The 23,849-nt window shown below is 44.7% G+C and carries 16 protein-coding genes and 1 riboswitch; of the genes, 13 read left to right on the top strand and 3 right to left on the bottom strand.

Annotation, left to right across the window (positions count from 1 at the left end):
- Positions 1-101: 101 nt before the first annotated feature.
- Together FN815_RS15515 and FN815_RS15510 are read right to left on the bottom strand one after the other, a co-directional pair.
- Positions 102-2,510, bottom strand: a complete 2,409-nt coding sequence (locus FN815_RS15515) for a LamG-like jellyroll fold domain-containing protein (RefSeq protein WP_142455567.1) — start codon at positions 2,508-2,510, stop codon at positions 102-104.
- 132 nt (positions 2,511-2,642) lie between these two features.
- Complete coding sequence (locus FN815_RS15510) at positions 2,643-3,530, bottom strand: DUF72 domain-containing protein (RefSeq protein ID WP_142455566.1); 888 nt, start codon at positions 3,528-3,530, stop codon at positions 2,643-2,645.
- Between the two features lie 405 nt (positions 3,531-3,935).
- Between FN815_RS15510 and FN815_RS15505 the strand changes: the two genes are divergently transcribed.
- From FN815_RS15505 to FN815_RS15485, 5 genes are all read left to right on the top strand, one after another.
- The gene (locus FN815_RS15505; protein WP_142455565.1) at positions 3,936-4,601 is read left to right on the top strand and encodes an ArsR/SmtB family transcription factor; all 666 of its coding nucleotides are present in this window, start codon (positions 3,936-3,938) and stop codon (positions 4,599-4,601) included.
- A gap of 39 nt (positions 4,602-4,640) precedes the next feature.
- Positions 4,641-5,798: an NAD(P)/FAD-dependent oxidoreductase gene (locus FN815_RS15500; RefSeq protein WP_142455564.1), complete on the top strand. Its 1,158-nt coding sequence runs from the start codon at positions 4,641-4,643 to the stop codon at positions 5,796-5,798.
- A 521-nt stretch (positions 5,799-6,319) separates the two neighbouring features.
- Positions 6,320-6,539: riboswitch (cobalamin riboswitch) on the top strand.
- A 37-nt stretch (positions 6,540-6,576) separates the two neighbouring features.
- Positions 6,577-8,508, top strand: coding sequence for a TonB-dependent receptor plug domain-containing protein (locus FN815_RS15495; protein ID WP_142455563.1), 1,932 nt, complete (start codon positions 6,577-6,579; stop codon positions 8,506-8,508).
- Positions 8,509-8,560: 52 nt separating this feature from the next.
- Complete coding sequence (locus tag FN815_RS15490) at positions 8,561-9,865, top strand: DUF5074 domain-containing protein (RefSeq protein WP_185957325.1); 1,305 nt, start codon at positions 8,561-8,563, stop codon at positions 9,863-9,865.
- Between the two features lie 626 nt (positions 9,866-10,491).
- Positions 10,492-14,160, top strand: coding sequence for a vitamin B12-dependent ribonucleotide reductase (locus tag FN815_RS15485; protein WP_142455561.1), 3,669 nt, complete (start codon positions 10,492-10,494; stop codon positions 14,158-14,160).
- Positions 14,161-14,565: 405 nt separating this feature from the next.
- On the opposite strand, the gene FN815_RS15480 is transcribed toward FN815_RS15485, so the two are convergent.
- Positions 14,566-14,958: an endonuclease domain-containing protein gene (locus FN815_RS15480; protein WP_142455560.1), complete on the bottom strand. Its 393-nt coding sequence runs from the start codon at positions 14,956-14,958 to the stop codon at positions 14,566-14,568.
- Positions 14,959-15,407: 449 nt separating this feature from the next.
- Here FN815_RS15480 and FN815_RS15475 point away from each other — a divergent pair, with 449 nt between their 5' ends.
- From FN815_RS15475 to FN815_RS15440, 8 genes are all read left to right on the top strand, one after another.
- Positions 15,408-17,015 carry a calcineurin-like phosphoesterase C-terminal domain-containing protein gene (locus FN815_RS15475; protein ID WP_142455559.1) on the top strand — a complete coding sequence of 536 codons (1,608 nt, stop codon included), beginning with the start codon at positions 15,408-15,410 and terminating at the stop codon, positions 17,013-17,015.
- A gap of 258 nt (positions 17,016-17,273) precedes the next feature.
- Positions 17,274-17,744, top strand: a complete 471-nt coding sequence (locus tag FN815_RS15470; RefSeq protein WP_142455558.1) for a c-type cytochrome — start codon at positions 17,274-17,276, stop codon at positions 17,742-17,744.
- Between the two features lie 45 nt (positions 17,745-17,789).
- Positions 17,790-19,763, top strand: a complete 1,974-nt coding sequence (gene nosZ / locus FN815_RS15465; RefSeq protein ID WP_142455557.1) for a Sec-dependent nitrous-oxide reductase — start codon at positions 17,790-17,792, stop codon at positions 19,761-19,763.
- 74 nt (positions 19,764-19,837) lie between these two features.
- The gene (locus tag FN815_RS15460) at positions 19,838-20,410 is read left to right on the top strand and encodes a hypothetical protein (RefSeq protein ID WP_142455556.1); all 573 of its coding nucleotides are present in this window, start codon (positions 19,838-19,840) and stop codon (positions 20,408-20,410) included.
- A 48-nt stretch (positions 20,411-20,458) separates the two neighbouring features.
- Positions 20,459-20,926 carry a nitrous oxide reductase accessory protein NosL gene (locus tag FN815_RS15455; protein ID WP_142455555.1) on the top strand — a complete coding sequence of 156 codons (468 nt, stop codon included), beginning with the start codon at positions 20,459-20,461 and terminating at the stop codon, positions 20,924-20,926.
- Between the two features lie 66 nt (positions 20,927-20,992).
- Entirely contained in the window at positions 20,993-22,234 is a 1,242-nt protein-coding gene (locus FN815_RS15450) for a nitrous oxide reductase family maturation protein NosD (protein WP_142455554.1), read from the top strand.
- Positions 22,231-22,941, top strand: a complete 711-nt coding sequence (locus FN815_RS15445; protein ID WP_142455553.1) for an ABC transporter ATP-binding protein — start codon at positions 22,231-22,233, stop codon at positions 22,939-22,941. The genes FN815_RS15450 and FN815_RS15445 overlap by 4 nt, the downstream gene beginning before the upstream one ends.
- A complete protein-coding gene (locus FN815_RS15440) occupies positions 22,938-23,729 on the top strand; it encodes an ABC transporter permease (protein WP_142455552.1) in 792 nt (263 codons plus the stop codon). Before FN815_RS15445 ends, FN815_RS15440 begins: the two co-directional genes overlap by 4 nt.
- Positions 23,730-23,849: the final 120 nt, after the last annotated feature.

Here is a 23,849-nt window from a genome sequence, read left to right as displayed (position 1 = left end):
CTCAGAACTCAGAACTCAGAACTCAGAACTCAGAACTCAGAACTCAGAACTCAGAACTCAGAACTCAGAACTCAGAACTCAGAACTCAGAACTCAATCCACTTACTTAATCAGAGTTAATTTTTTGAATTCTGAGAATTCAGGTGTTTTAAGCTCATATAGGTATACACCTGATGCCAGATCAGATGCATCAAATATCACTTCATGTAGACCAGCTTTTTTGGGCCCGTCTGTTAGCGTGGCAACTACACGTCCGGTAAGGTCATAAACAGTCAAGGAAACCTGAGCTGTTCGGGGTATTTCAAACTTTATAATAGTAGAAGGGTTAAAAGGATTCGGATAATTTTGATACAGTTTGCTTTGGTATGGAATTTCAAGTTCGGGCTCTTCATTACTAACTACACTTCCTTTTTCCTGCTGATAACTTTCCCAGATTTCAGCAGAGTCGAGGGCATAGTTGAATATTCTAATATCATCTATACTTCCCGGGAAGAAATAATCCTCATCTTCATCTAATGTATCCTTCTGTAAGGTTGCTAAATATATACCAGGGGCATTCAAGTTCAGGTCAAGCATTTCTGGAACTGATTCATTGAGAGAAGCCACTACTTCTCCGTTTCTGTAGAGCCTAAGATATTCTCCCCGTTTGAATGTCACGGCATAACGGTACCAATCTCCGGGATAGGTATCAAGATTCTCAGCAGTAAGGTTTACGGTTTTTTGATTATGCTGAGCACTAAGCCGTAAGCGGTCTCCGTCGTCAAGGTGAATACCAAAAGGAGTATTATTTGGTGAGGTGAGCAGTCCTTTAAAGTGTTGATCAGGGGATGCACCTTGTCCCCAAAAAGTGATGGTGAAATCGTTTTGACTGAAATAAGGTATCGGGACCTGAAGTATGATATGATCATTTAGCCCGTCAAACTCATAGGCTTGATTCATTTCACCAAAACGGTCGGTTGTTAAATTGGCACCAAAAATATTTCCAAGACCATTATTGTAAGAAACATCCCAGGCATTTCCAGAGAAAGGATAATAGCTAACTAAATCTTCTGATATCACAAGTGCCGTATCCTCTGTTAAAGGCCATCCACCTTCATGGTATAAGTTTCGGATTGCTGAAGGTTCCAGCGCATAGTTATAGAAACGAATATCATCGATCTTCCCGACAAAATATCTGCTACCTAAAGATTCTAACGAAGCCCTTCCAATGGTAATTGGTGAGGTATTATTAATTACTTCCCCTTCATTCACTCTGGAATTAACAAGAGTGCCATTTACATATACTGAGGTTTTACCTGGTTCTATAACCGCAACCACATGATACCATCTCCGGGGGGCTATTTGTACAAACGTGCCGACATGATGTAGACCGTTTGACCCATTGCCCATGTTCAAGTAAAAGCCGAAAGGAGAATCTTTTCCTGATAGTGAAAATGAAAATGCGCGGTTCAAACTCGTATCACGTGCTTTCCATAACATGCCTTCCGAATCATTCAGACCCCAGTTCCTTATTTCATCATTGGTCTTCTGAAACCAGAATTGAATGGTCTTTGCCGGTGAATTCAGTACAGGATGATGAGAAATATTGATATAATCATTACCATCAAATTGATAGGCACTATTCGGGTTTCCAAACCGGTCTTCCGTGAGTGTAGCCCCTTCGACCTGTCCGTCATTAGTGAATCCGCTTTCTTCAGCTGCACTTCCATTAAAAGGGTAATGAGCGACTAAAGTATCCTCTTCAATTTCATGGATATTGCCATCCCAGCCAGACCTGAAGTACAAGTTTGCAATTTCATCCGGTTGAAGAACTTTATTGTAAATCCGAATATCATCAATAGTACCAATGAAGTTATTATCTTCATTCAGATTATGAGTACGTCCTATATAGGAATGAGTTCCTGATTCACTGGTGATATTTCCTTGGTAATTGACAATATCACGGTCCATAATCTCTAGTTCATTATCTACATAAACCGTCAATGCGGAATCGCGATCAAATACCGCTACCATATGATGCCAGGTATTGTCGAGGAAACTATTTTGTCCCAACGAAACTAATACAGCGTTGCTCTGTTCTGCATCTTCTAATACCATTCTTGCCCTGCCTTCCCTATCCAGGGACAACACCCATCGGCCTTCTCCCAGATGAGGATTATCCGGCCCTTTACGGATGATCTGGTATTGTCGCTTATCTAAATATTCCGCTTTAAACCATACAGAAATACTAAAATCACCGGTTCCAAATTCATAATCTTTCACTACGCCCAAGTCAATAAAGTCATCTCCGTCAAAAAAGAAGGCGCTCTCAGAATTTCCAAACCTATCCTTATCTAAAGTAGCCCCATAAATTATTCCATGATGTTGCTCTCCGCTCAGGTCTTGAGCATCTCCATTGAAAGGATAGTAACCAACTAGAGAATCTTCTTGTGCATAAAGTGAAGCACTCAGAAAAGCAGTAATTAAAATGGGTAAATAAATTGAAGTAGAAACTCTTGACATTTCATTCATAGCAACTGATTGTTTTGCTTATAAACTAATATAATCAGCAAGTTTTTGAAAGCTAAATAAAAGGCAAGCTACCCTTCAGTACGCACAAAACGGTTACTCGATAGATTGGACTAAGCTATACACTGGGGCTAATTATAGCCCTAAATCTCCCTGTTCTTCTTTTCCGGGAATATTCAAATCCGTGCCCAGCTCTTTATTAATTCCTCGGATGAAATGAGCGGATAGCAGCGGGGATTCTTTTTCAATGTTTTGATGTACGAAAAAGTACAGTTTCTCCAGTCCCCGGGCTTTCCAGAATTTCAGGCGTTCTACCCATTCATCCAGCCGGTCGTAATCGCTTGGATGATTAGCGCCTACATACCGGATAAAGGCCACCGGCGTGGTAAGTCGCATATGTAGGAGATCACGTCGTCCGGCTGTGTCCGTTATGACGTTGGCTACCTTATATTCCTCAAAAAGCTGGTACAATTGGCTGGCAACCGCTGCATCTGCAAACCAATCCTCATGTCGAAGTTCAATGGCCAGTGGAATATCTTCAGGCCAAATTTCAACCAGTCGTTGTACCCGGTCAAAATCTTTGGGTTTAAAATCATCGCGTAGTTGCAAAAATATCATCTCCAGCTGATCTCCAAATCCACGCATGCCGTGCAGGTATTCTTCCAGCGCTGCTTCAATATTTTTCAAACGCTTAAAATGACTGATGCTATTTACCACTTTTGGAAAGAATTTAAAATCATTCGGCGTTTTCTCTTTCCATGTTTCTGCCTGATCCGGACCATACGTTTTATAATGGGTGGCGTTTAGCTCAATGGAATTAAATTGCCGCGAGTAGTAATGTAATTCATCCTTGGTGCCCCGGGGATAAAATCCTTTCAGGTCTTTTTTATTCCATTTGGCGCACCCCACATAGGCATCAAATTCTTTAGCTGGTTGGCCTCCCAGCACTTTTAAGGTATCGGGATGATCCTCTGGGAGGGTAAAATCAACATTTTCGGGATGGTCAACGCTTCCAAATTTCATAGCAATCCTGGGTTTGTATAGGAGTGAAGGAAACCAAAGGTAGAAGTAAGGGCAATGCTTATCAACGAAAATATTTGGCTGATGTAAAATGCTTTTTTATCTAAATAAACGTGTTTACCCGTTAAAAGAACACAGGTAATAGGAAGTCTTTAAAGCGTTTTACCCATCGACTGGTGTCCCGAATTGTTCGGGATCTCGCTTGTACCACTTTGTATATTCTACCTAAGTTGTCATATTCCACCAAACCACAAGCGAGACGCTTGCGGTAGTATAGGTAACATTGCTAACCAGTAAACGCGTTAAATAAACAAGATTTTGGAATAGATTATACAACATTCAATAATTTTATTGAATGTTTTTTTCAAAAGGTGTATCATTACGAAGAATCAAAAAATAGATACACGTATGAAAGCCCGAGAATTCAAGAAGAAAATCTACAACGAACTGGCTGTAACTACCAAAGCTATAGCGAATCCGAACCGATTAAGGATTATCGAGCTACTTGCACAAGGCGCTTCCACAGTAGAATACATTGCCGAGCAAACGGGATTAAGTGTGGCAAATGCATCTCAGCATTTACAGACCCTAAAAAATGCACGCCTGGTAAGTTCTGAAAAGGAAGGTAAATACAGCATTTACCGTCTTGCCGGACCACGGGTATTTGAAGCCTGGAGTGCCTTGCGTGAACTGGGGCTCTCGCAAAATGCCGAAATATCACGCTTGATGGATGATTACAGGAATGAGCATGAAACCCTGGAGATGGTAAGTGTGGAAGAACTGGTTAAAAGAGTTGATAAGGATGAGGTCTTTTTGGTGGATGTACGCCCTCGCCACGAATATGAAGCCGGCCACATTTTATCAGCCACTTCTTTTCCACGGGATGAAATACGTCAACACATAAAGAATCTACCCAAGAATAAAGATATTATAGCCTATTGTCGGGGACCATTATGTGCGATGGCAGATGATGTGGTTTCTCTGTTGAGACGGCAGGGTTTTAATGCAAAAAGACTTGAGTTGGGATATCCGGAATGGAAAGCAAACGGGCTGCCGGTGGAAGAGTCGGCCTAAAGAGTTGTAAAAAAACGAATCACATTGGAGGTTAAGATCATGAAAAAGCAGATTTTGGTATTAGGAGGCGGGCTTGGCGGCGTGCAGGCAGCCAAGGAACTCAGTAAAAAAATAGGAAACGAAGAAGGCATCACCTTAGCCAATATTTTGGTGTTTGAGCGGGAAGAGCAAAACGTATTTCAACCTTCTTTAACCTGGCTTATGGTTGGCAAAAGAAAAGAAGAGCAGCTGTACCGGGAAACAAAGAATATTGAAGGCGGAGGTATTGAGGTTATCCTGGGAGATATCGAAAAAATAGACCCGGATGAATTGACCGTTACCGTAAAAGGTGAGGCGTACAAAGGCGATTATATGATTGTGTCGCTGGGCGTTCAGCAAGCCGCAGATGAAGCCTTAAGTCAGGCCGGGCATAACTTTTATACTATGGAAGGCGCCTCCGGTTTTTATAAAGACCTGCAGGCTTTTGAGGGAGGAAAGATAGCTATCACTGTGCCTTCATTACCTTTTAAATCGCCGGTAGCACCTTATGAGGCAGCCATGCTGGTTGAGGAATATGTCAGAGAGAAGGGCCTCCGAGACAAAACCGAGATTACTATATACACCCCCGAAAAAGAACCCATGGGATTTGCCGGGTCTGATATTTCCGATAATGTGATGAAGCTGATGGCGGAACGTTATGTCCGTTATGTTACAGGATATAACTTAAAAGACATATCAAGCAGCGAAATGATCTTCGAAGACCACCACGGAGAGCAAAAGAAAGCTGCATTTGATCTGCTTGCTTACACGCCCCACCATCAATGTCCGAAGGTTGTTACAGATGCGGGACTAGTTGGTGAATCCGGTTGGGTAGAGGTAAACAGGGAAACACTGGAAACCAAGTACCCAAAGGTTTTTGCCATCGGAGATATTACACGGATTAAACTGAATTCCGGTGAACTGCTACCTAAAGCAGGTGTGTTTGCCCGGCATGAAGCCGAAGTAGTAGCACATAACATCGCTAAAGAAGTTTATGGCAAACTACCTGACAAGAAATTTGAAGGGGAGGGCAGTTACATTCTGGATTTGGGCGAGGATGAGGCCGGTCGTGTCAGTGGTGATTTTTATTCTTCTGAGGTCAAAATGGACAACCCGGGTGTGATACGGCACTGGGAAAAAATACTCACTGAGAAATCCTGGTTTATAAAATACTTTTGAGGTCGGTACAACCATTGCCTGATGACTCAGGTTATGTAGGCTCCGTTTCTGGCAAAAGGCTATACGGAGTCTGCGTTTTTTTTGAGACAGTTAGAACAAAGTTTACATGCACTCATTCCTAACAGGAATGCGAAGAATCTTAGCTAGAAAATGATTACCAACCTACCATTGGCAACAACGCTTGGGCCACTGGAAATAAAGTTCAGGAAATTAGTTGAATAAGCTCTGCAAAATGCAAGGTCCATCGCCAGTAGGCTCTGGATGACCGCGTGGATAGGATACAGGGGATCCTCAGTCCCAAGTCAATCTCTTGCACTTTCAGTACAGGAAAGTATATTTCAGGGTCAATGGTTTAAGGGGATAAGTAAAAAAGTTTATAAGCAGAAGAATAGAGGTGGTTATCTTTACGAAACATGGAGACGATCTACTAATTTGTTTGACCTCATTTCTTAGCAGCTCTTTGGTACTCAAACAAAAATCACCCCAAAATTAATTTGAAAACCTTACCAAAGTGTTTACTTTTAGGCCGAATTAATGATGGTCTCAGGCGAGCTTCATAAGCCGCTTTGAGTTAAAAGGGAATCTCGTGCAAAACGAGAGCTGTTCCCGCAACTGTAATCCGAATTTGCCCCGCGCAAATAACTTGCAGCCTCACCTTTGCCACTGTTCTCCGCACTGCGGATGAACGGGAAGGCGCTGCCAACGGAAAGCCAGGAGACCTGCCTTCATTGAACCGTAGCAAATTCTTCGGGTAAAAGAAGTTGCTAACAGCGAAGCAATGCGTTTTCTCTTTTTTATATCAATTTTTCTGTACGGGTTGTATAGCTATATCCCGGCGCAGGCTCAAATTATTGCAGATACTCTTCAGTTAGGGGAAGTAAAAGTACAGGCTTCCCGGATTTATGTGGAGGAGCAATATCAGCCCGTTACCATATCCCGTTTAGATTCTTCCCAAATACGAATGTTTTCTACAGGTAATCTTTCGGCAGCACTTGAAAGTTTTGCACCGGTGCATGTTCGAACGAATGGTCCGGGAGGGCTGGCTACTTTTTCTCAGCGGGGATATTCGCCTTCTCAAACACAGGTACTTTGGAATGGTTTTCAACTAAACCATGCCATGTTGGGCCTTACCGATTTATCACTGATTCCGTCTTTTGCTGTGGATCAAATCAGTGTGGCTTCAGGCAGTGGTAATACTTCTTTCGGGGATAAAGGAGGCGGAACAGTAGCACTGGATATCCGAAAGCCAGGCAATCAGCTTGGTATCTCGCATACTGCCGGTTCCTTTGGGCAGATGATATCTGAAGCGTATGCCGGTGTGCAAGCCGGAAATTGGTCAGTTGGGATAGTTGCAGGAAATGAAGACTCCGAAAATGATTTCAGCTATACCACCCGGGAATTTAGCAACGAAGCCGGTGGATTTGTTGAGGTAGAGAAAAAACGCAAAAACAACCGGTTGCAGTCTCAGACCGGCATTATATCCGTAGGCTGGAACGAAAAAAACCGTCGCTTTCAATCGGTGCTTTGGCTGCATGATATGTCGAACGAAATACCGGGAGGCATCAACGGGTTAAGTCCCCGGGCCCGGCAGGATGACGCATTCCTGCGTTGGATGAGCAGCTATTCAACAAAGATTAGGGGTCATCGCATTACCTCAAAATTATACCTGAACCGCCAGCAACTGGATTACTTCAATCCGTCTACGGACCTCAACAGCAAAAGCACCAGTTCTTCCGTTATTGGCGATGTTGAAATGAAGAGTTCTCTACACCGGCGGCTGCAGCTGGTCTCAGCGCTGCAACTAAGTAAGAACTGGGTTAAAGCCAGTGAATATTCGGGTTCTCCCAGTCGGTCCCAGTTTACGGCACAGGTAAATCCGGTCTGGCACATTTTTAACCCGGTGCATTTATATGGCGGCTTCAGGGTGGATTATTATTCTGACTTTGGCAGCGCCTATGCTGGAAATATTGGAATCAATGTGGAATTGCTGGAGAACCTGCTGTTTTGGAAAGGGCAGGTATCGCGGAATTTTATTGCTCCCACTTTTAATGATTTATACTGGCCCGAACTGGGCGATCCCAATCTGGATCCCGAAACCAACCTGAAGGCTGAAACCGGTCTGATGGTGCAAAAGAACTGGGAAAAGCTACGGAACGAAACGGAAATGACCTTGTACGCCGGCCGTGTATATGATGGCATCCGTTGGCTGCCGGGCGAGGGCGGGCAATCACGTCCAGTGAACCTGGAGGAGTTAGAGCTTTGGGGTTTTGAGCTCAAAGAATCAGTAAGTGTGCAGGTGAATGAATTTAGCATCCGCTTGAGAGGAATGTTACTTCATTCCCTGGCAGAGATTTCGAAGGCACGTTTTAAGGGCGACCGGGCCGTCGGTAAACAGTTGCGCTACACCCCGAAATGGCAGGTGAAAACCTCAGCCGCTTTGGGCTGGAAAAACCTTCAAACTCTCTTTACTTACAATTTTACCGACGAGCGTTTTTCCACGGCCGACCACAGCAGTCCCTTTGATCCTATACAAGCCTTTAAAATTGCCAACTGGACCACTTCCTGGAATCAGGAATGGCGCCGTTTCCGGTTCATTCCCCAACTTACCATGCAAAACCTTTTTGACGAAGAGTATGCGGTAGTCCGCGATTATCCCATGCCGGGCCGTTCTTATCAAATTACACTCACCATCCAATATAAACTCAAATAGATTCAATACGATGCGTAAAACCCGATACATTTTTTTATTAGTAACATTATTTATGAGCACTACGCTGTTCGCCCAGCAGAAAAACCTGGTCCAGGTCATTGTTGGAAATGAAGGCAACTTTAATGCAGGTAATGCAACAATCACCAATTTCGATGTCGAAGCCCATTCAGCCACCGATGGAGTTTTTCTTGACGCCAACGGGGCAGGAATTGGAGATGTGGTACAAAGCCTTGCGTGGATCAATAATCGTGTGTATGCGGTAATCAACAATTCGCAAAAAATTGTGATTCTTGATCCGGAGACCTTTGCCCAAACCGGTCAGATTTCTTTTCCGGATGGTTCAAGTCCCCGGGAAATTGTCAAGGTTGCTGAAGGCAAAGCCTATGTTACCGATTTGTATGCCAGTGCGGTGTATGTAGTAGATTTGAATGATAACAGCGTGGAGGAAGCCACCATACCTGCAGGCACCAATGCTGATCGAATTTTAGCTTATGGAAGTTATGCGTATGTGGCCAACAGTGGCTTTGGGGCTGATAGTACTATTTTTAAAATTGATATCTCCAGCGATGCGGTAGTAGATACTTTGGAAGTTAGCCGCGGGCCTTCTGGTATGGCGGTAGATTCCGAGGGGACCTTATGGGTGGTAGCTACGGGTTATGCCGGAGATTATGATGAAAACTGGAACCTGATTCCTGGAACATCAAAACCGGGTGGAGTACACGGAATTGATTTATCTACCGGAGAGGAAGTGGCTTTTGCCGGGCTATCTTCAGCTGACTCCGATTTGGCCCTGGATGAAAATGATGGAATGATATTTGTAAATAGTGGCGGTGTGCGTGCTTATGATATCAACGCCAATGCATTCCTTGCTGATACCCTGGTAAAAGGAAGTTTCTATGCCATGGGTTATGATGAGGTGAATAACGATTTTTATCTGGCCGATGCCAAGGACTATTCTTCCGAAGGAGACATCATTGTATATAACAATTCCACCGCCGAGGCTGATACTTTCCAGGCAGGTATTGTGCCCGGCAGTTTTCTTTTTGTGTATGATGAAATGCTGAACACCTCATCGGAACCCCAGCAGCAAGTGTCTGGATTTGAACTTGCACAAAATTATCCCAATCCCTTCAACCCGACTACACAAATAGAATACACAATTAATATGCCAGGTGAAGTTCGTCTGGAAGTATTTACGATGGCTGGTCAGAGAGTGGCAGAGCTTGTAAATGGCAGACAATCGGCCGGTGTAAAATCTGTCCAGTTTGATGCCAGCGGCTTGTCTTCCGGAATGTATATTTACCGGTTGCAAACAGCCCAAGGTACTCTTGCCAAGAAGATGATGCTGATTAAATAAGTGTCAGATCATTTAGCCCAAATAGCAAAGGCTCCCTGTGGTGGAGCCTTTGCTATTTGAAGGTATTTTTACCGGATTTAAGTATCCACACAGGCTGTTCTTAACATTGATCCTTACCTATGCCTAACACACTATTTTACAGCAGATTTATAGCTATTGATGATGAATTTTATTTTCAAAAAATCATAGTTGTTAAATTATATAATAAAGTTTAAATATTTTATACACTTCAGTGTTTGAAGAAGGCGGGGTTGGATTTAAATGTGGATAACTTTCCGAAGCAGTAAAAGTTCTTTTTAGTATGTATATCTGCTTTTAAAGATAATAATTAGCTATTTTACGAACAGGTATTTTATGTGTCTACATTTTATATATTATAATTTATAATATTTTATATAATATTAAACTCTTATCAATGATTGATTAAGATTTTCTCACAACCGATGTGGATAAGTCCTGAATTTTGTGGAAAAGTATTGATTTTTTTTCTTGCTGAAACAGCGCTTCTCGTCTATATTAATTCGTACTTCTTTAGGAAATAACACGCCGGAAGGGGATAAGAGATTATCATCTGCAAATAGATGAGCCAACGAAAATTACAACACCAACGTAAAGTTAGTACGCCCATGAAATTTACTCGCTTCTACACTCAGTCTGACTGGAAGACTCCATTTGACGACATTGAATTTGCTACCCGAACCTCAGAAATAAAAAACCCTGATGGATCTCAGGTTTTCCATATGGAGGGGGTTGTGGTACCCGAAGACTGGAGTCAGGTTTCTACTGATGTAATTGCCCAAAAGTATTTCCGGAAAGCCGGAGTACCTGTAAAGGTCAAAAAGGTGAAGGAAAAGGGTGTGCCTAAATGGTTGCAACGATCTGAACCGGATGAAAAAGCGATGAAAGACATCCCGGAAGAAGAACGCTACACGCATGAAATTGATAGCAAGCAAGTATTTCACCGTTTGGCCGGATGTTGGACATATTGGGGTTGGAAACACGATTATTTTGACAGCGAGGACGATGCTAAGATTTTTTATAGTGAGCTGGCGTACATGCTGGCCACTCAAATGGCTGCTCCTAACAGTCCACAGTGGTTTAATACCGGTTTGCATTGGGCGTATGGAATTAATGGTCCGGCCCAAGGCCACTATTATGTAGATGGCAAAAGCGGCAAATTGAAGAAATCCGAAGATGCCTATACCCATCCCCAGCCGCATGCCTGTTTCATCCAAAGCGTGGATGATGACTTGGTGAACGAAGGCGGTATCATGGACCTTTGGACGCGTGAAGCACGTCTCTTTAAATATGGATCAGGTACCGGAAGTAACTTCTCTAAAATCCGTGGTGCCGATGAGCCTCTGAGTGGAGGAGGAAGAAGCTCCGGACTAATGAGTTTCCTGAAGATTGGTGACCGTGCCGCGGGTGCCATCAAATCAGGTGGTACCACACGTCGCGCTGCTAAAATGGTGACGTTGGATCTGGATCATCCCGATATCGAAGAATATATCAATTGGAAAGTGCGGGAAGAGCAGAAAGTGGCCGCACTTGTAGCCGGTTCAAAAACCGTACAGAAACATCTGAAGAATATTATCAAACTTTGCCACACACCGGTAGAGATTGAGGGACGAACTTTCAACGGTGCTATGAGCCGTGATCCTCTCAAAAACAAAAAACTGGCGGATGAAATCCGCAAAGCGAAACGAAACCAGGTTCCCCTGAATTATATCGAACGCGTGATTCAGCTGGCAGCTCAGGGCTTCACCGACCTGGAATTTGATACGTACGATACCGACTGGAACTCCGAAGCTTATTCAACGATAAGCGGGCAAAACTCTAACAATTCCGTTCGTGTGCCCAATTCGTTCATGAAAGCGGTAAAAGAAGATAGCGAATGGCACCTCTACGGTCGTGTTGAGAAACGCGATGCTGCAGAAGAAGGTCGCGACCCCAAGCCGATGAAGACTTTGAAAGCCCGCGAACTCTGGGATGATATTGCGTATGCTGCTTGGTCTTGTGCCGATCCCGGTACCCAGTATCATGATACCATCAATGAGTGGCATACTTGCCCCGAAGATGGGCCAATCAACGCCAGTAACCCGTGCTCCGAGTACATGTTCCTCGACAACACGGCTTGTAACCTGGCTTCCCTGAACCTGATGAAATATTTCAAAGGCGATGGTGAGTACAAAGAATTTGATATTGAATCGCTGGAATACGCCTCCCGAATCTGGACGGTAGTGCTTGAGATTTCTGTACTGATGGCTCAATTCCCATCCAAAGAAATTGCCGACTTGTCTTATAAATTCCGCACCTTGGGATTAGGCTATGCCAATATCGGTGCCGCCCTGATGGTACAAGGTCTGCCTTATGATAGTGAAGAAGGCGCGTCTGTGGCCGGGGCTCTTACAGCTACCATGCACATGACGTCTTACGCAACTTCAGCCGAAATGGCGAAAGAGCTGGATCCTTTTGAAGGATATGAGCGCAACAAAGAGCATATGCTTCGTGTGATCCGTAATCACCGCCGGGCTGCTTATAATGCAGATCCTGAGGAATACGAAGGTCTCACTGTGAAGCCCATGGGTATTGATGCTTCCATCTGCCCCGATTACCTGGTTAAAGCGGCCAAGAAAGCATCCGACAAAGCACTGAAGCTGGGTGAGAAGCACGGTTACCGCAACGCACAGGTAACCGTACTGGCGCCGACCGGAACCATCGGGTTAGTTATGGATTGTGATACTACGGGTATCGAGCCTGACTTTGCACTGGTGAAATTCAAGAAACTGGCGGGTGGCGGATATTTCAAGATTATCAACCAAGCCGTGCCTAAAGCATTGAAGAACCTGGGTTATTCTAAGAAGGAATCTCAGGACATCATTGACTACGCGAAAGGAACCGGATCGCTGGAAGGCTGTCCTCATATCAACCCGGAAACCTTGATGGAGCAGGGCTTCACCAAAGATAAAATTGAAGCGATAAACCAGGCACTGCCCGGAAGCTTCGACATCAAGTTTGCCTTCAACCAGTGGACATTAGGCGAAGACTTCTGTACCGATGTGCTGGATATTTCTGAAGAGCAGCTCAGCAATCCTAATTTTGATATGCTGAAGCATCTCGGATTCAGCAGCGAGCAGGTTCAGGAAGCCAACGATTATGTGTGTGGAACGATGACGGTGGAAGGTGCACCGCATCTGAAAGAAGAAGATTACCCTGTATTTGACTGCGCCAATCGTTGTGGCCGTATCGGAACGCGATTTATTTCAGCCAAAGGTCACATTCGCATGATGGCTGCCGCCCAACCATTCCTGTCCGGCGCTATTTCCAAAACCATCAACCTGCCCAACGAAGCTACCATCGAGGACATGAAAGATGCCTACATGGATTCTTGGGAGATGATGCTGAAAGCCAATGCGCTGTACCGCGACGGCTCCAAGTTGAGTCAGCCGCTGAACAGTATGGCGGATGTACTTGAAGAAATTGACGAAGAAGAGTCTGAAGAAACAGTAGACGCTGCAACTTCACAGGCACAGGATAAAGTGCTGGAAGTGGCCGAGCGTATCATCCATAAATATGTGGCACGTCGCCAGCGACTGCCTTTCCGCCGCGAAGGATACACCCAAAAAGTGAAGATTGGCGGACAAAGCGTATACCTGCGCACCGGCGAATATGAAAATGGTCAACTTGGTGAAATCTTTATTGATATGCACCGCGAAGGCGCCGCTTTCCGAAGCCTGCTGAACTGCTTTGCCATTTCCATCTCGCTTGGACTGCAACACGGAGTTCCGCTGGAAGAATTTGTGGATGCCTTTGTATTCACCAAGTTTGAGCCCAGTGGCATGGTAAACGGCAACCCACACGTGAAGATGAGTACTTCCGTTATTGATTACATCTTCCGCGAGCTGGCGGTTACCTACCTCGGCAGAGAAGACCTGGCACACGTGCCGGCTGATCAGATTGAGACGCGTAACTTACGTCCTACGGCAGAAGCTAATCCCGATGTGGACAGCGCTGAGTTTGAAACGGATGCCCGAAGCACCACAGCACGCGCTCCCCAGCAAGATACAAAGCCGGAGCCCGCACCTGCGATGTCTGATCCCTCACAAACTGCCGCTGAAGGTAAAGCCGCCCAGGAAAAAGTGGTGAAGTCTGACAGCTACGAAAGTGACTATGACAAAGCCAAACAAATGGGCTACACCGGCGAAGCCTGCCCCGAATGCGGCAGCATGACGATGGTCCGCAACGGCACCTGCATGAAGTGCATCACCTGTGGTTCTACTACGGGGTGCTCGTAGCTAATGGTTATTTGTTGATTGGTTAATGGTGGGTTAGGCCATTGTTAATCAATAAAAGCAATACTAAAATTCAGAAAAACCCCGATTGGTGAAGAGCTGGTTGGGGTTTTTTGATTATACTGATCTATTATTGTTACCAGCTGCTGGTCCAATAAATAATATGAGCTTGAAGTGCTGCTATTTGCCTCTGGCATCAACACCTCTCACAACCAATGTGGGAGCAACCGCATTGGTTGATCTCTCCTCAAGGAGAGACTTATTTGTGGCGGATAAAGGTTTTGGTGGTGGATTAGATTTGGGAAGTTGAATTCAATATCGGTAAGTCCTCCCTTGAGGGAGGTGGATTGCGTAGCGGTAGCGGAGCAAGACGGAGGGTGTTTGTGGCCAAAGCGCAAATTGTCTTAGTTACCCAGCACACTCTTGCTTCGCTTTCATTTTATCCACCTTGCCAGCAATATAGCGAACCACCCCATCCAGATTCTGCTTAACATCCACATCATCAATTCTGATAAATTCTACTCCATAGGCTTTCAGGCGTCTCTGCCGCTCGTCATCGGACGCAGCCTGTTGGGGATTCTCATGAGAGCATCCGTCTACTTCAATAGCCAGCATTAGCTCATGGCAATAGAAATCAACCACGAAAACTTCCATCGGCACCTGTCGGTGAAATTGTACGCCAAGTTTCCGGTTTCTGAGTTGCTGCCAGAGCAGGACTTCCGAAAGGGGCATTTCTTTCCTGAGCTGACGAGCTACTTCCCGCATTCTGGTTTTGTATGGAATGATGGTATTTCGGTTCATAGAGAAACTCCTTTCTGAAGTAAGAGCGGTGGGAGCGGGATTCCTTACAGAAAACTTTGGTGTGGTTGAACTTTTTTTGCCCTTGGCACCAAACACCTCTCATCTCGAATGCTCGGGAGAACAGCTGTTTTGTTTGATCTCTCCTCCCCGACCTATCGGTACGGGAGAGGCAGAGGAGAGACTTTTACTTTCCTAAATTAACTTCAGTTTTATGTGCTAATGGGGAGCAAAGTATTTAAATCCACCCCGAACACTTCGAAATTCAATGTTCCTTGTTCAGTGTTCGATATTCCTTCACGGAGGGTGTTCGAGCCAAGGCTTAGGTTCTTTAAACCGAAATAAACTCAACCTCTTCTGATTTCATAACAATACATTAACCCGCTGTGTAAGCAATTCCTTGGGCAATTATTTATGTTTGTTTTCAAATTGGAATTAAATCATCCGCTACCATGAGATTGCGCCTTTTACTGCTCGTTACTTTCTCTCTCTCAATAACCGTACATCAAACTGTTATCGCCCAAATAGAGGCGAAGGGCACTGTGTTTGAAGATGCCAATCAAAATGGAGTGATGGACGCGGGCGAAATCGGTATTTCTGAAGTTGCGGTTTCCAATGGAAAAGAGGTGGTACTTACCGATTCAAAGGGAGAGTATTCGATTTCCATCAATGAAAATGACGCTACGGTCTTTGTGATCAAACCTGCGGGATATGCGCTGCCGGTAAACGACTTGAATCAGCCGCAGTTTTTCTATATCCATAAACCGAATGGCTCCCCGGAATTGGAATATGAGGGGGTTAAGCCGACCGGAGTGCTACCGGATGCCATCAACTTTCCTTTATTAAAAGATGAGTCAGGAGATTCCTTTAAGGTTTTATTATTTGGAGATCCCCAGCCTTATAGTGAGCAAGAGGTAGACTATTTCGACCGGGATATTGTTTCTGAGTTGGTGGGAGCCAGCGGTTATGAGTTTGGAATTACCCTCGGGGATATTGTGGGGGATGACCTGGATTTGTATCAACCCTATAATCAATCAATATTGCGTATAGGTTTGCCCTGGTTTAATGTGTACGGCAATCACGATATGAACTTTGATGCGGAAACGGATCAGTATGCCGATGAGACCTTCGAGGTGACTTTTGGTCCTGCAACTTATTCCTTCAATGAAGGCAAGGCACATTTCATCATCCTGGATGATGTGATTTACCCAAGAACAGATGGCGAATCAGGCTATATTGGTGGGTTTACAGAAACACAGTTGGAGTTCATTGAAAATGACTTAAAACACGTGCCCAAAGATCACTTAATTGTGTTGGCTTTTCACATTCCCATATTTTTACCCGAGGGAGGTAAAACATTCCGCATCAGCGACCGTAACCGTCTCTTTGATTTGCTAAAAGATTACCCACAAACCTTATCTCTTTCTGCCCACACTCATATTCAAAAATTTCACTTTTTTGATGAGGAAGAAGGTTGGCAACGGTTGAGTCCTCATATCCACTATAACGTAGGTACCACCAATGGAGACTGGTGGTCAGGTGTGCCAAACGACCGCGATGTACCCGAAACCTTGATGCGCGACGGCACTCCCAATGGTTACGCGATTTTGAATATAGATGGAAATGAGTTCACCATAGATTACAAAGTGGCCAATGAGCCAGCGGATTATGTCATGAATATGTGGGGTCCCAAAGTGGTGGCTCAAAATACCTGGCACGGGGCCGAATTGTACGTAAATTATTTTCTGGGGAATGAGTTTACTTCAGTCGAATACCGGATTGCTGATCAGGATGAAGAATGGCGGGATATGGCAAAGGTGGCAGAACACGATCCCCATGTGGCCAAACTCCGCCAGAAATGGGACCTGTTGGAAAGCTTGCCTGAAGATGGTAGAAGACCCTCAAATCCTGTAGAATCAGATCACCTTTGGAAAATGCGAGTGCCTAATAATCTGCCTTTGGGCGAGCAGGTTATCGAAATAAAGGTGACGGATATGTTTGGAAGAACGTTTAATGAATCATTTAGCTACAAGGTGGCAGAACCCGGTTACCAGCGATAAAATTTAAACCAACCAGACGGGTTCGATAGATATTATCATCACGGTGTATTAGTTGACGCTAATTCAGCATAGTAACAAGTGTATGATAATAAAAAAATCTCCAAAATTAGTCCTAATTTCTATTTGATCCTCCTCTAAATACTTGCCCGGGAGCAGTTTCCGGTAAAACTTCACATGAAATTCATAAATGACCGAGACCTTTAATAAAAAGATAAAAGACATTTTTATCTTAAATATAAATTAAAGAAATAAACAGTTATGAAGGGTTCAACAGTCATCACTGCAGTGGCACTATTAGTCGCATTATTTATGAGTGGATGTGGGGGAGATGGTTCAGGCTCATCCCAAAACCAGCAAGCAGATCAACAAAAAGAAAATGGCCTAACCAGTTTTGAGCAAAAGCATGGCATTGGTCCTGTTACCGAAAAGGTAAGTTTGAATGGGGTAGACATGGAGATGGCGCAGAAAGGAAAGGAAACCTTTGAGCTAAAATGTTCGGCATGTCACAAATTGAATGAGCGGTATATAGGGCCGGCCTTAGGCGATGTATTAGACAGACGTTCTCCTACCTACGTGATGAATATGATTTTAAACCCGGATGGGATGGTAAAGGAGCATCCGGAAGCCAAGAAGCTTATGCAGGAGTATTTGAGCCCCATGCCCAATCAGGGACTGTCAAAAGAAGAGGCACGGGCCATTGTGGAATATTTTGCTTCTGATTTGGAATAAGACGCAGTCAATTTCAACAACCTACCAACCAAAAACAGGACTACTATGACAAAACAAAAATTTAGTCATCGGTTATGGATAATGCCGGCCATAGCGCTATTTAGCTTGATGCTTTTCGGGTGCAATGGAAACGGTAATTTAAGTTCCAGTTCCGATGCCGCACAAAAAGTATATGTAGCTCCCGGCGAGCTGGATGAATTTTATGGATTCATGTCTGGCGGTTATAACGGGCAGCTGGGTGTGTACGGACTGCCTTCGGGGCGACACATTTTTACCATTCCGGTATTTTCGCAAGCAGCAGTTAACGGGTATGGATATAGCGAGGAAACCAAAGCGATGTTGAACACTTCTCATGGATTTGTACCCTGGGGCGATGCTCACCATCCGGAACTTTCACAAACCAATGGCGAAACAGACGGGCGTTGGATATTCATCAACGAAAATAATACGCCGCGTATAGCTCGTATTGGCCTGGATGAATTTAAGACTCAGGAAATCATTGAGATTCCAAATTCTGCCGGGAATCATGCTTCCTCTTTTGTAACACCAAATACAGAGTATGTATCTGCGGCTACCCGCTTTAGTATCCCCATAGACGAGGATATGAGCAATATGGATGTAGCTATAGATTCCTACGAGGATACCTTTAAAGGTACCATTTCTTTTATCAAGGTATCTGATGAGGGCAAGATGAACATTGATTTCCAAATCCTGATGCCGGGCTTTGATTACGACTTGTCCCATGCCGGTAAGGGACCTTCAGATGGATGGGCCTTCTTCACAAGCTACAACAGTGAGCAAGCGCATACTTTGTTGGAAATTAATGCCTCTAAAAATGACAAGGACTTTATCGCTGCCGTCAACTGGAAAAAAGCAGCTGAGTATGTGAAAGAAGGCAAAGGCAAGATGATGCCTGGAAAACATGTTCGCAATTACATCGATCATGAAGAGGGCGGAATAGCTAAATCAGAAACCATTGAGGAAGTAAGGGTATTGGATCCTCGTGAATTGGAGGGGATCGTTTACTTTCTGCCAACCCCTAAGTCACCTCACGGGGTTGATATCGATCCTTCCGGTAAATATATAATAGCCGGCGGAAAACTTTCTACTGTAATTCCGGTTCACTCCTTTGCAAAAATGAGCTCAGCTATTGAAAGCGAAGATTATGAAGGCGAAGTGATGGGGATTCCTGTATTAAAATACGATTCCATCTTACATGGTGAGGTAGAAAATCCCGGCTTGGGTCCTCTTCATACCGAGTTTGATGACAAAGGCTTTGCCTACACCACCGCCTTTATCTCATCAGAAATTGTAAAGTGGGATGTGGAAAATACGCAAGTGGTTGACCGTATTGACACTTACTATTCTCCCGGTCACCTGATGATTCCAGGCGGCGACAGCCAGAAACCGGATGGCAAATATCTGGTGGCACTAAACAAAATCACCAAAGACCGCTACTTGCCTACCGGACCTGAAATGTTCCATTCAGCTCAACTAATTGATATCTCCGGGGACAAAATGCAGCTCTTGCTTGATTTCCCAACCGAAGGGGAACCACATTATGCACAGGGTATTCTTGCAGAAAAAGTTATGAAACGTCAAAAACGTTTTTATAAGCTGGAAGAAAACACCCATCCGCAGCGCGCCACCAGCGAGGCACAAACCCGCGTTGAGCGCGATGGCAATGAAGTACATGTATATATGACAACCATCCGAAGCCACTTTAGCCCTGATAACATTGAGGGCATAAAAGTGGGAGATAAAGTGTACTTCCATGTCACCAACCTGGAGCAGGATTGGGATGTACCGCACGGCTTTGCGATGAAAGGCGCCAACAACGCTGAGTTGCTCATTATGCCGGGCGAAACGCTAACCCTGACCTGGGAGCCTAAAGAAGCAGGGGTATTCCCATTCTACTGCACCGATTTCTGTTCGGCTCTTCACCAGGAGATGCAGGGATACGTCCGCGTTTCTCCTAAGAATGCTGATGTTCCACTGAGTTACGGAACCGGTAAATAACAGTTTGACTTATTCTTGGCAGGGAAGCTGATTCCTTCCCTGCCTTTTCATTTTTATTTAACAAAGAGGTACTTATGAAAATATCTCACCGAGTCTGGATGGCCTTAGCTGCTCTAATGCTTATAGGCGTTTATTTCGTACCCATTTGGAGTATCAGTATGGAAGCTCCTCAGTACCCGGAAGGCATTGGCATGAACATCACGGTTAATAACATTGAGGGGAAGTCCGAAAACGATCTTAAAAACATTAATGGGCTTAACCATTATATCGGCATGAAACCCATTGAACCGGAGTCCATTCCCGAGCTAACCATTATGCCCTATATTTTTGGATTCTTAATTTTATCCGGGTTGGTGATTGCTGCCACAGGAAAGAGAACCTGGATTTTGTATTGGCTGGGCTTTTTTGTGATAGTAGCCATTGCCGGTCTGGTCGATTTTTATATTTGGGGCTATGATTACGGGCATAACTTAAATCCCGATGCACCCATAAAAGTCCCCGGCATGACTTACCAGCCCCCGCTTTTAGGCAGTAAACAATTGCTGAATATCAATGCTACTTCTCTTCCGCATATCGGGTTTTATATTGCTTTGATATCTATGGGGATAGCAGGTTTTACCTGGTGGAAAAGCGGAGATGAAGAGTAGTGTAATTAAACTAAGGCATGAACAAATAATCAAAATAGAGGATAGTGTATGAACGCCCTAAAATTTGGAATCTGTATGGCCGGATTTTTTATGATACAGTTGTTGATAGCGGGATGCAGTCAGGAGCCGGTTGAAGTACACTATGGTAGTGATGAGTGTGCCCATTGCAAGATGATGATTACCGATCCTCAGTTTGCCGCGCAGATGGTAACTGAAAAAGGGAAAGCCTATACCTTTGACGCTATTGAATGCCTTGCCGTATATCATCGTGAACATCAACAGGAATTTAGTGGCGCCCGATTATGGGTCAATGATTACAGCCACCCAGGTAACTGGTTAAATGCCCGGCAGGCTCAGTATGTACAAAGTGAAGTTATTAATAGCCCGATGGGCGCCTCACTTCTGGCCTTGCCCGATGAAGCCACAGCAAAAGAACATATAGCCAAAAAACCCGGGCAATTACTGCAATGGCAGGCAGTTTCTCAGGTAAAAATGCACAATGGAATGCAACATTGACGAACCGAAAAGCATGAGCTTACGCCATAGCTGTGCGAGACTTGGTACTGATTAGAACATAGATATATGAAGGTTGTTATACGCATAGTATTTATTCTGATATGGGGAGGGCTTCTTGGCTCTGCGGATGCCCAGCCTTTGAGGGTCTCGCAGGAAGGGGAGATCCCAACCATTGCCGAAGCGCTGGAACGGGCTCAACCCGGAGATACGCTTATCATCGAAGGTGGAACATACCGGGAATACAATTTAGTAGTAGATAAACCGCTCACCATCCTGGGAAAAGACCGGCCGGTTATAGATGGTGAGAGGCAGGGTTTTATACTGGTTATTAAAGCGGATGACGTTACCGTAAAGGGACTGGAGGTTCGCCATGCCAGCACCAGTTTCATGGAAGATTATGCGGGTATCCTCGTAGAAAAAACAAATAACACGCTAATAGAAGATGTACGCTTGATTGACAATTTCTTTGGTATTTACCTGGCTGAAACCAATAAGGCTGTGATACGCAATAATTACCTCTCGGCTTCCGGAGAGCGGGAAACATCATCCGGTAATGGCATTCATTTGTGGTACAGCAAAGATACCCGTATTGAAGGGAATTACGTAAAGGGACATCGCGACGGCTTATATTTCGAGTTTGTGGACGGGGCCAATATTAAAGACAATTTGAGCGAAGAAAATATTCGCTATGGAATTCATTTTATGTATTCGGATAACTGCAGGTATGTGGCGAATACGTTCCGCGATAACGGTGGCGGGGTGGCAGTGATGTACACTTCGAACGTGGAAATAATCGGTAATACATTTAAAGATAACTGGGGTTCCTCGGCGTATGGGATGCTGCTAAAAGAAATCAACCGGAGTCGTATAGAAGAAAATCACTTTGAAAACAATTCGGTGGGGCTTTACATAGAGGCTACCAGCAGAAATATGGTGACGGGAAATACATTTCATCAAAATGGATGGGCCATAAAACTGATGGCCAACTCTACGGATAATGAATTCAAGGCCAACAATTTCATCGCCAATTCCTTTGAAGTAGCGACCAATAGCCGGCGAAATTTTAATACGTTTTCAGGTAACTACTGGAGCCGGTATGAAGGCTACGATCTGGATCGGGACGGGGTGGGGGATGTGCCACATCATCCGGTGCGGTTGTTTACCATTTTGGTGGAAAAACAGCCGCAATCACTGCTGTTGCTTCGCAGCCTGCTGATCGACATCCTGGATGCTGCCGAAAAGGTGATGCCCTCCCTTACCCCGGAAACATTGATAGACGACCAACCACAAATGAAACCCTTGCCATGATAGAGTTCAAAAATATCACCAAAAAATTCGGCAAACTTACCGTGCTGGATGGCATCAACCTGGAGATTCCTGACGGGCAGGCGACTGGCATTGTAGGGCCTAATGGTTCGGGCAAAACTACGGCTATTAAAAGCTTGCTTGGGCTGGTAAAACCTACTGAGGGAAACATTTATGTGAATGAAGAAACGGTTAGCGAAAATTGGCAGTATAGGGATGGAATAGGCTATATGCCCCAAGTGGCCCGCTACCCGGAAAATATGACCGTGGCCGAATTGTTTCGCTTTATCAAGAAGATTCGAAACGGAGAACCCTCGCACGAGGATGAATTGATTAGCTATTTCGGGTTGGAACCGGAGCTCGACAAGGCTATGCGGACACTCTCGGGCGGTAACTGCCAGAAAGTGGGCGCGGTACTCTCGATGATGTTTAACCCGGACCTGCTCATCTTCGATGAACCTACGGCAGGGCTCGATCCTCGATCAAGCGTACAGTTTAAAAACAAAGTCCGCGAGCTCAAATCCGAAGGGAAAACCATTCTGCTTACCACACATATTATGAGCGAAATTGAAGAGCTGGCCGATTACCTGATTTTTATCGTGGAAGGGAAGATAAAATATCACGGGCCCATGCAGCAGTTGCTGGATGCACACAAATCTCAGCGCCTTGAAGGAGCCGTGGCAAAAATGATGGAGGAGGCTGCAGCATGAAATCACTAACCATACTCAACTATCAATGGAAAGATCTGGTGCGGGGAAAATGGATTTTCGGATATGCCCTGATCTATTTGCTAATCTCTGATGCGCTTATACGTTTTGGGGGATCAGGTCCTAAAGCATTGCTGAGTATATCCAATGTCATGTTGCTGCTGGTTCCCTTGGTTAGCATGATTTACGGAGCACTGTACCTGTACCAGTCAAAAGAGTTTACCGAGCTTCTGTTAGCACAGCCTCTGAACCGTAAGACGCTTTTCTGGGGATTATACGGTGGCTTAGCTATACCGCTCTCATCTGCGTACACCCTGGGGGTGCTGATCCCAATGCTGTATAGTGGTATGTTAAACGGTGAACAAATCGTATCCATTTTGATGCTGCTGGCGCTGGGAATTATACTCACCTTGTTATTCACCGGTATCGGGTTTTGGTTAGGATTGTCGTATTTCGAGGACCGGATAAAAGGGTTGGGTTTTGCTTTAGTGGGTTGGTTATTTCTGGCGGTGTTGTATGATGGATTGGTACTGCTCATTATTTTTATGCTGGGAGATTACCCCATCGAAAAGCCGATGCTGGCCTTAACAATGTTAAACCCTATAGACCTGGCTCGCATCATCGTACTTCTTGAATTTGATATTTCTGCCCTGATGGGTTACACCGGGGCTATATTCAACCGTTTCTTTGGGAGTTTTTGGGGCATCATAACCGCCGGTTTAAGTTTGATGCTCTGGCTGGTAATTCCGTTGTGGGGCAGTACCCGTAAATTCAGGGAAATGGATTTCTAAGTATTCACTGAGTACGGGACAAAACCTAAAGAGAGGATGAAGCTCGGTTTTCATCCTAAATTAATAAAATTACTTAACGGTTAGGGGAAGCAATTCTCCGCCAAACCCTTTAACTTTGAT

Source organism: Gracilimonas mengyeensis, assembly GCF_900182705.1.
Classification (GTDB): domain Bacteria; phylum Bacteroidota; class Rhodothermia; order Balneolales; family Balneolaceae; genus Gracilimonas; species Gracilimonas mengyeensis.
The sequence above is the reverse complement of the archived record's forward strand: the minus strand, read 5'-3'. Positions and strand labels throughout refer to the sequence as shown.

Bases quoted from the DNA above. Each gene is read 5' to 3' on its own strand.
- FN815_RS15515 (WP_142455567.1), bottom strand. From the start codon at position 2,510: ATGAATGAAATGTCAAGAGTTTCTACTTCAATTTATTTACCCATTTTA.
- FN815_RS15500 (WP_142455564.1), top strand. From the start codon at position 4,641: ATGAAAAAGCAGATTTTGGTATTAGGAGGCGGGCTTGGCGGCGTGCAG.
- FN815_RS15450 (WP_142455554.1), top strand. From the start codon at position 20,993: ATGAAGGTTGTTATACGCATAGTATTTATTCTGATATGGGGAGGGCTT.
- FN815_RS15445 (WP_142455553.1), top strand. From the start codon at position 22,231: ATGATAGAGTTCAAAAATATCACCAAAAAATTCGGCAAACTTACCGTG.
- FN815_RS15485 (WP_142455561.1), top strand. From the start codon at position 10,492: ATGAAATTTACTCGCTTCTACACTCAGTCTGACTGGAAGACTCCATTT.
- FN815_RS15470 (WP_142455558.1), top strand. From the start codon at position 17,274: ATGAAGGGTTCAACAGTCATCACTGCAGTGGCACTATTAGTCGCATTA.
- FN815_RS15455 (WP_142455555.1), top strand. From the start codon at position 20,459: ATGAACGCCCTAAAATTTGGAATCTGTATGGCCGGATTTTTTATGATA.
- FN815_RS15480 (WP_142455560.1), bottom strand. From the start codon at position 14,958: ATGAACCGAAATACCATCATTCCATACAAAACCAGAATGCGGGAAGTA.
- FN815_RS15495 (WP_142455563.1), top strand. From the start codon at position 6,577: ATGCGTTTTCTCTTTTTTATATCAATTTTTCTGTACGGGTTGTATAGC.
- FN815_RS15505 (WP_142455565.1), top strand. From the start codon at position 3,936: ATGAAAGCCCGAGAATTCAAGAAGAAAATCTACAACGAACTGGCTGTA.
- FN815_RS15510 (WP_142455566.1), bottom strand. From the start codon at position 3,530: ATGAAATTTGGAAGCGTTGACCATCCCGAAAATGTTGATTTTACCCTC.
- FN815_RS15490 (WP_185957325.1), top strand. From the start codon at position 8,561: ATGAGCACTACGCTGTTCGCCCAGCAGAAAAACCTGGTCCAGGTCATT.
- FN815_RS15460 (WP_142455556.1), top strand. From the start codon at position 19,838: ATGAAAATATCTCACCGAGTCTGGATGGCCTTAGCTGCTCTAATGCTT.
- FN815_RS15440 (WP_142455552.1), top strand. From the start codon at position 22,938: ATGAAATCACTAACCATACTCAACTATCAATGGAAAGATCTGGTGCGG.
- FN815_RS15475 (WP_142455559.1), top strand. From the start codon at position 15,408: ATGAGATTGCGCCTTTTACTGCTCGTTACTTTCTCTCTCTCAATAACC.
- nosZ (WP_142455557.1), top strand. From the start codon at position 17,790: ATGACAAAACAAAAATTTAGTCATCGGTTATGGATAATGCCGGCCATA.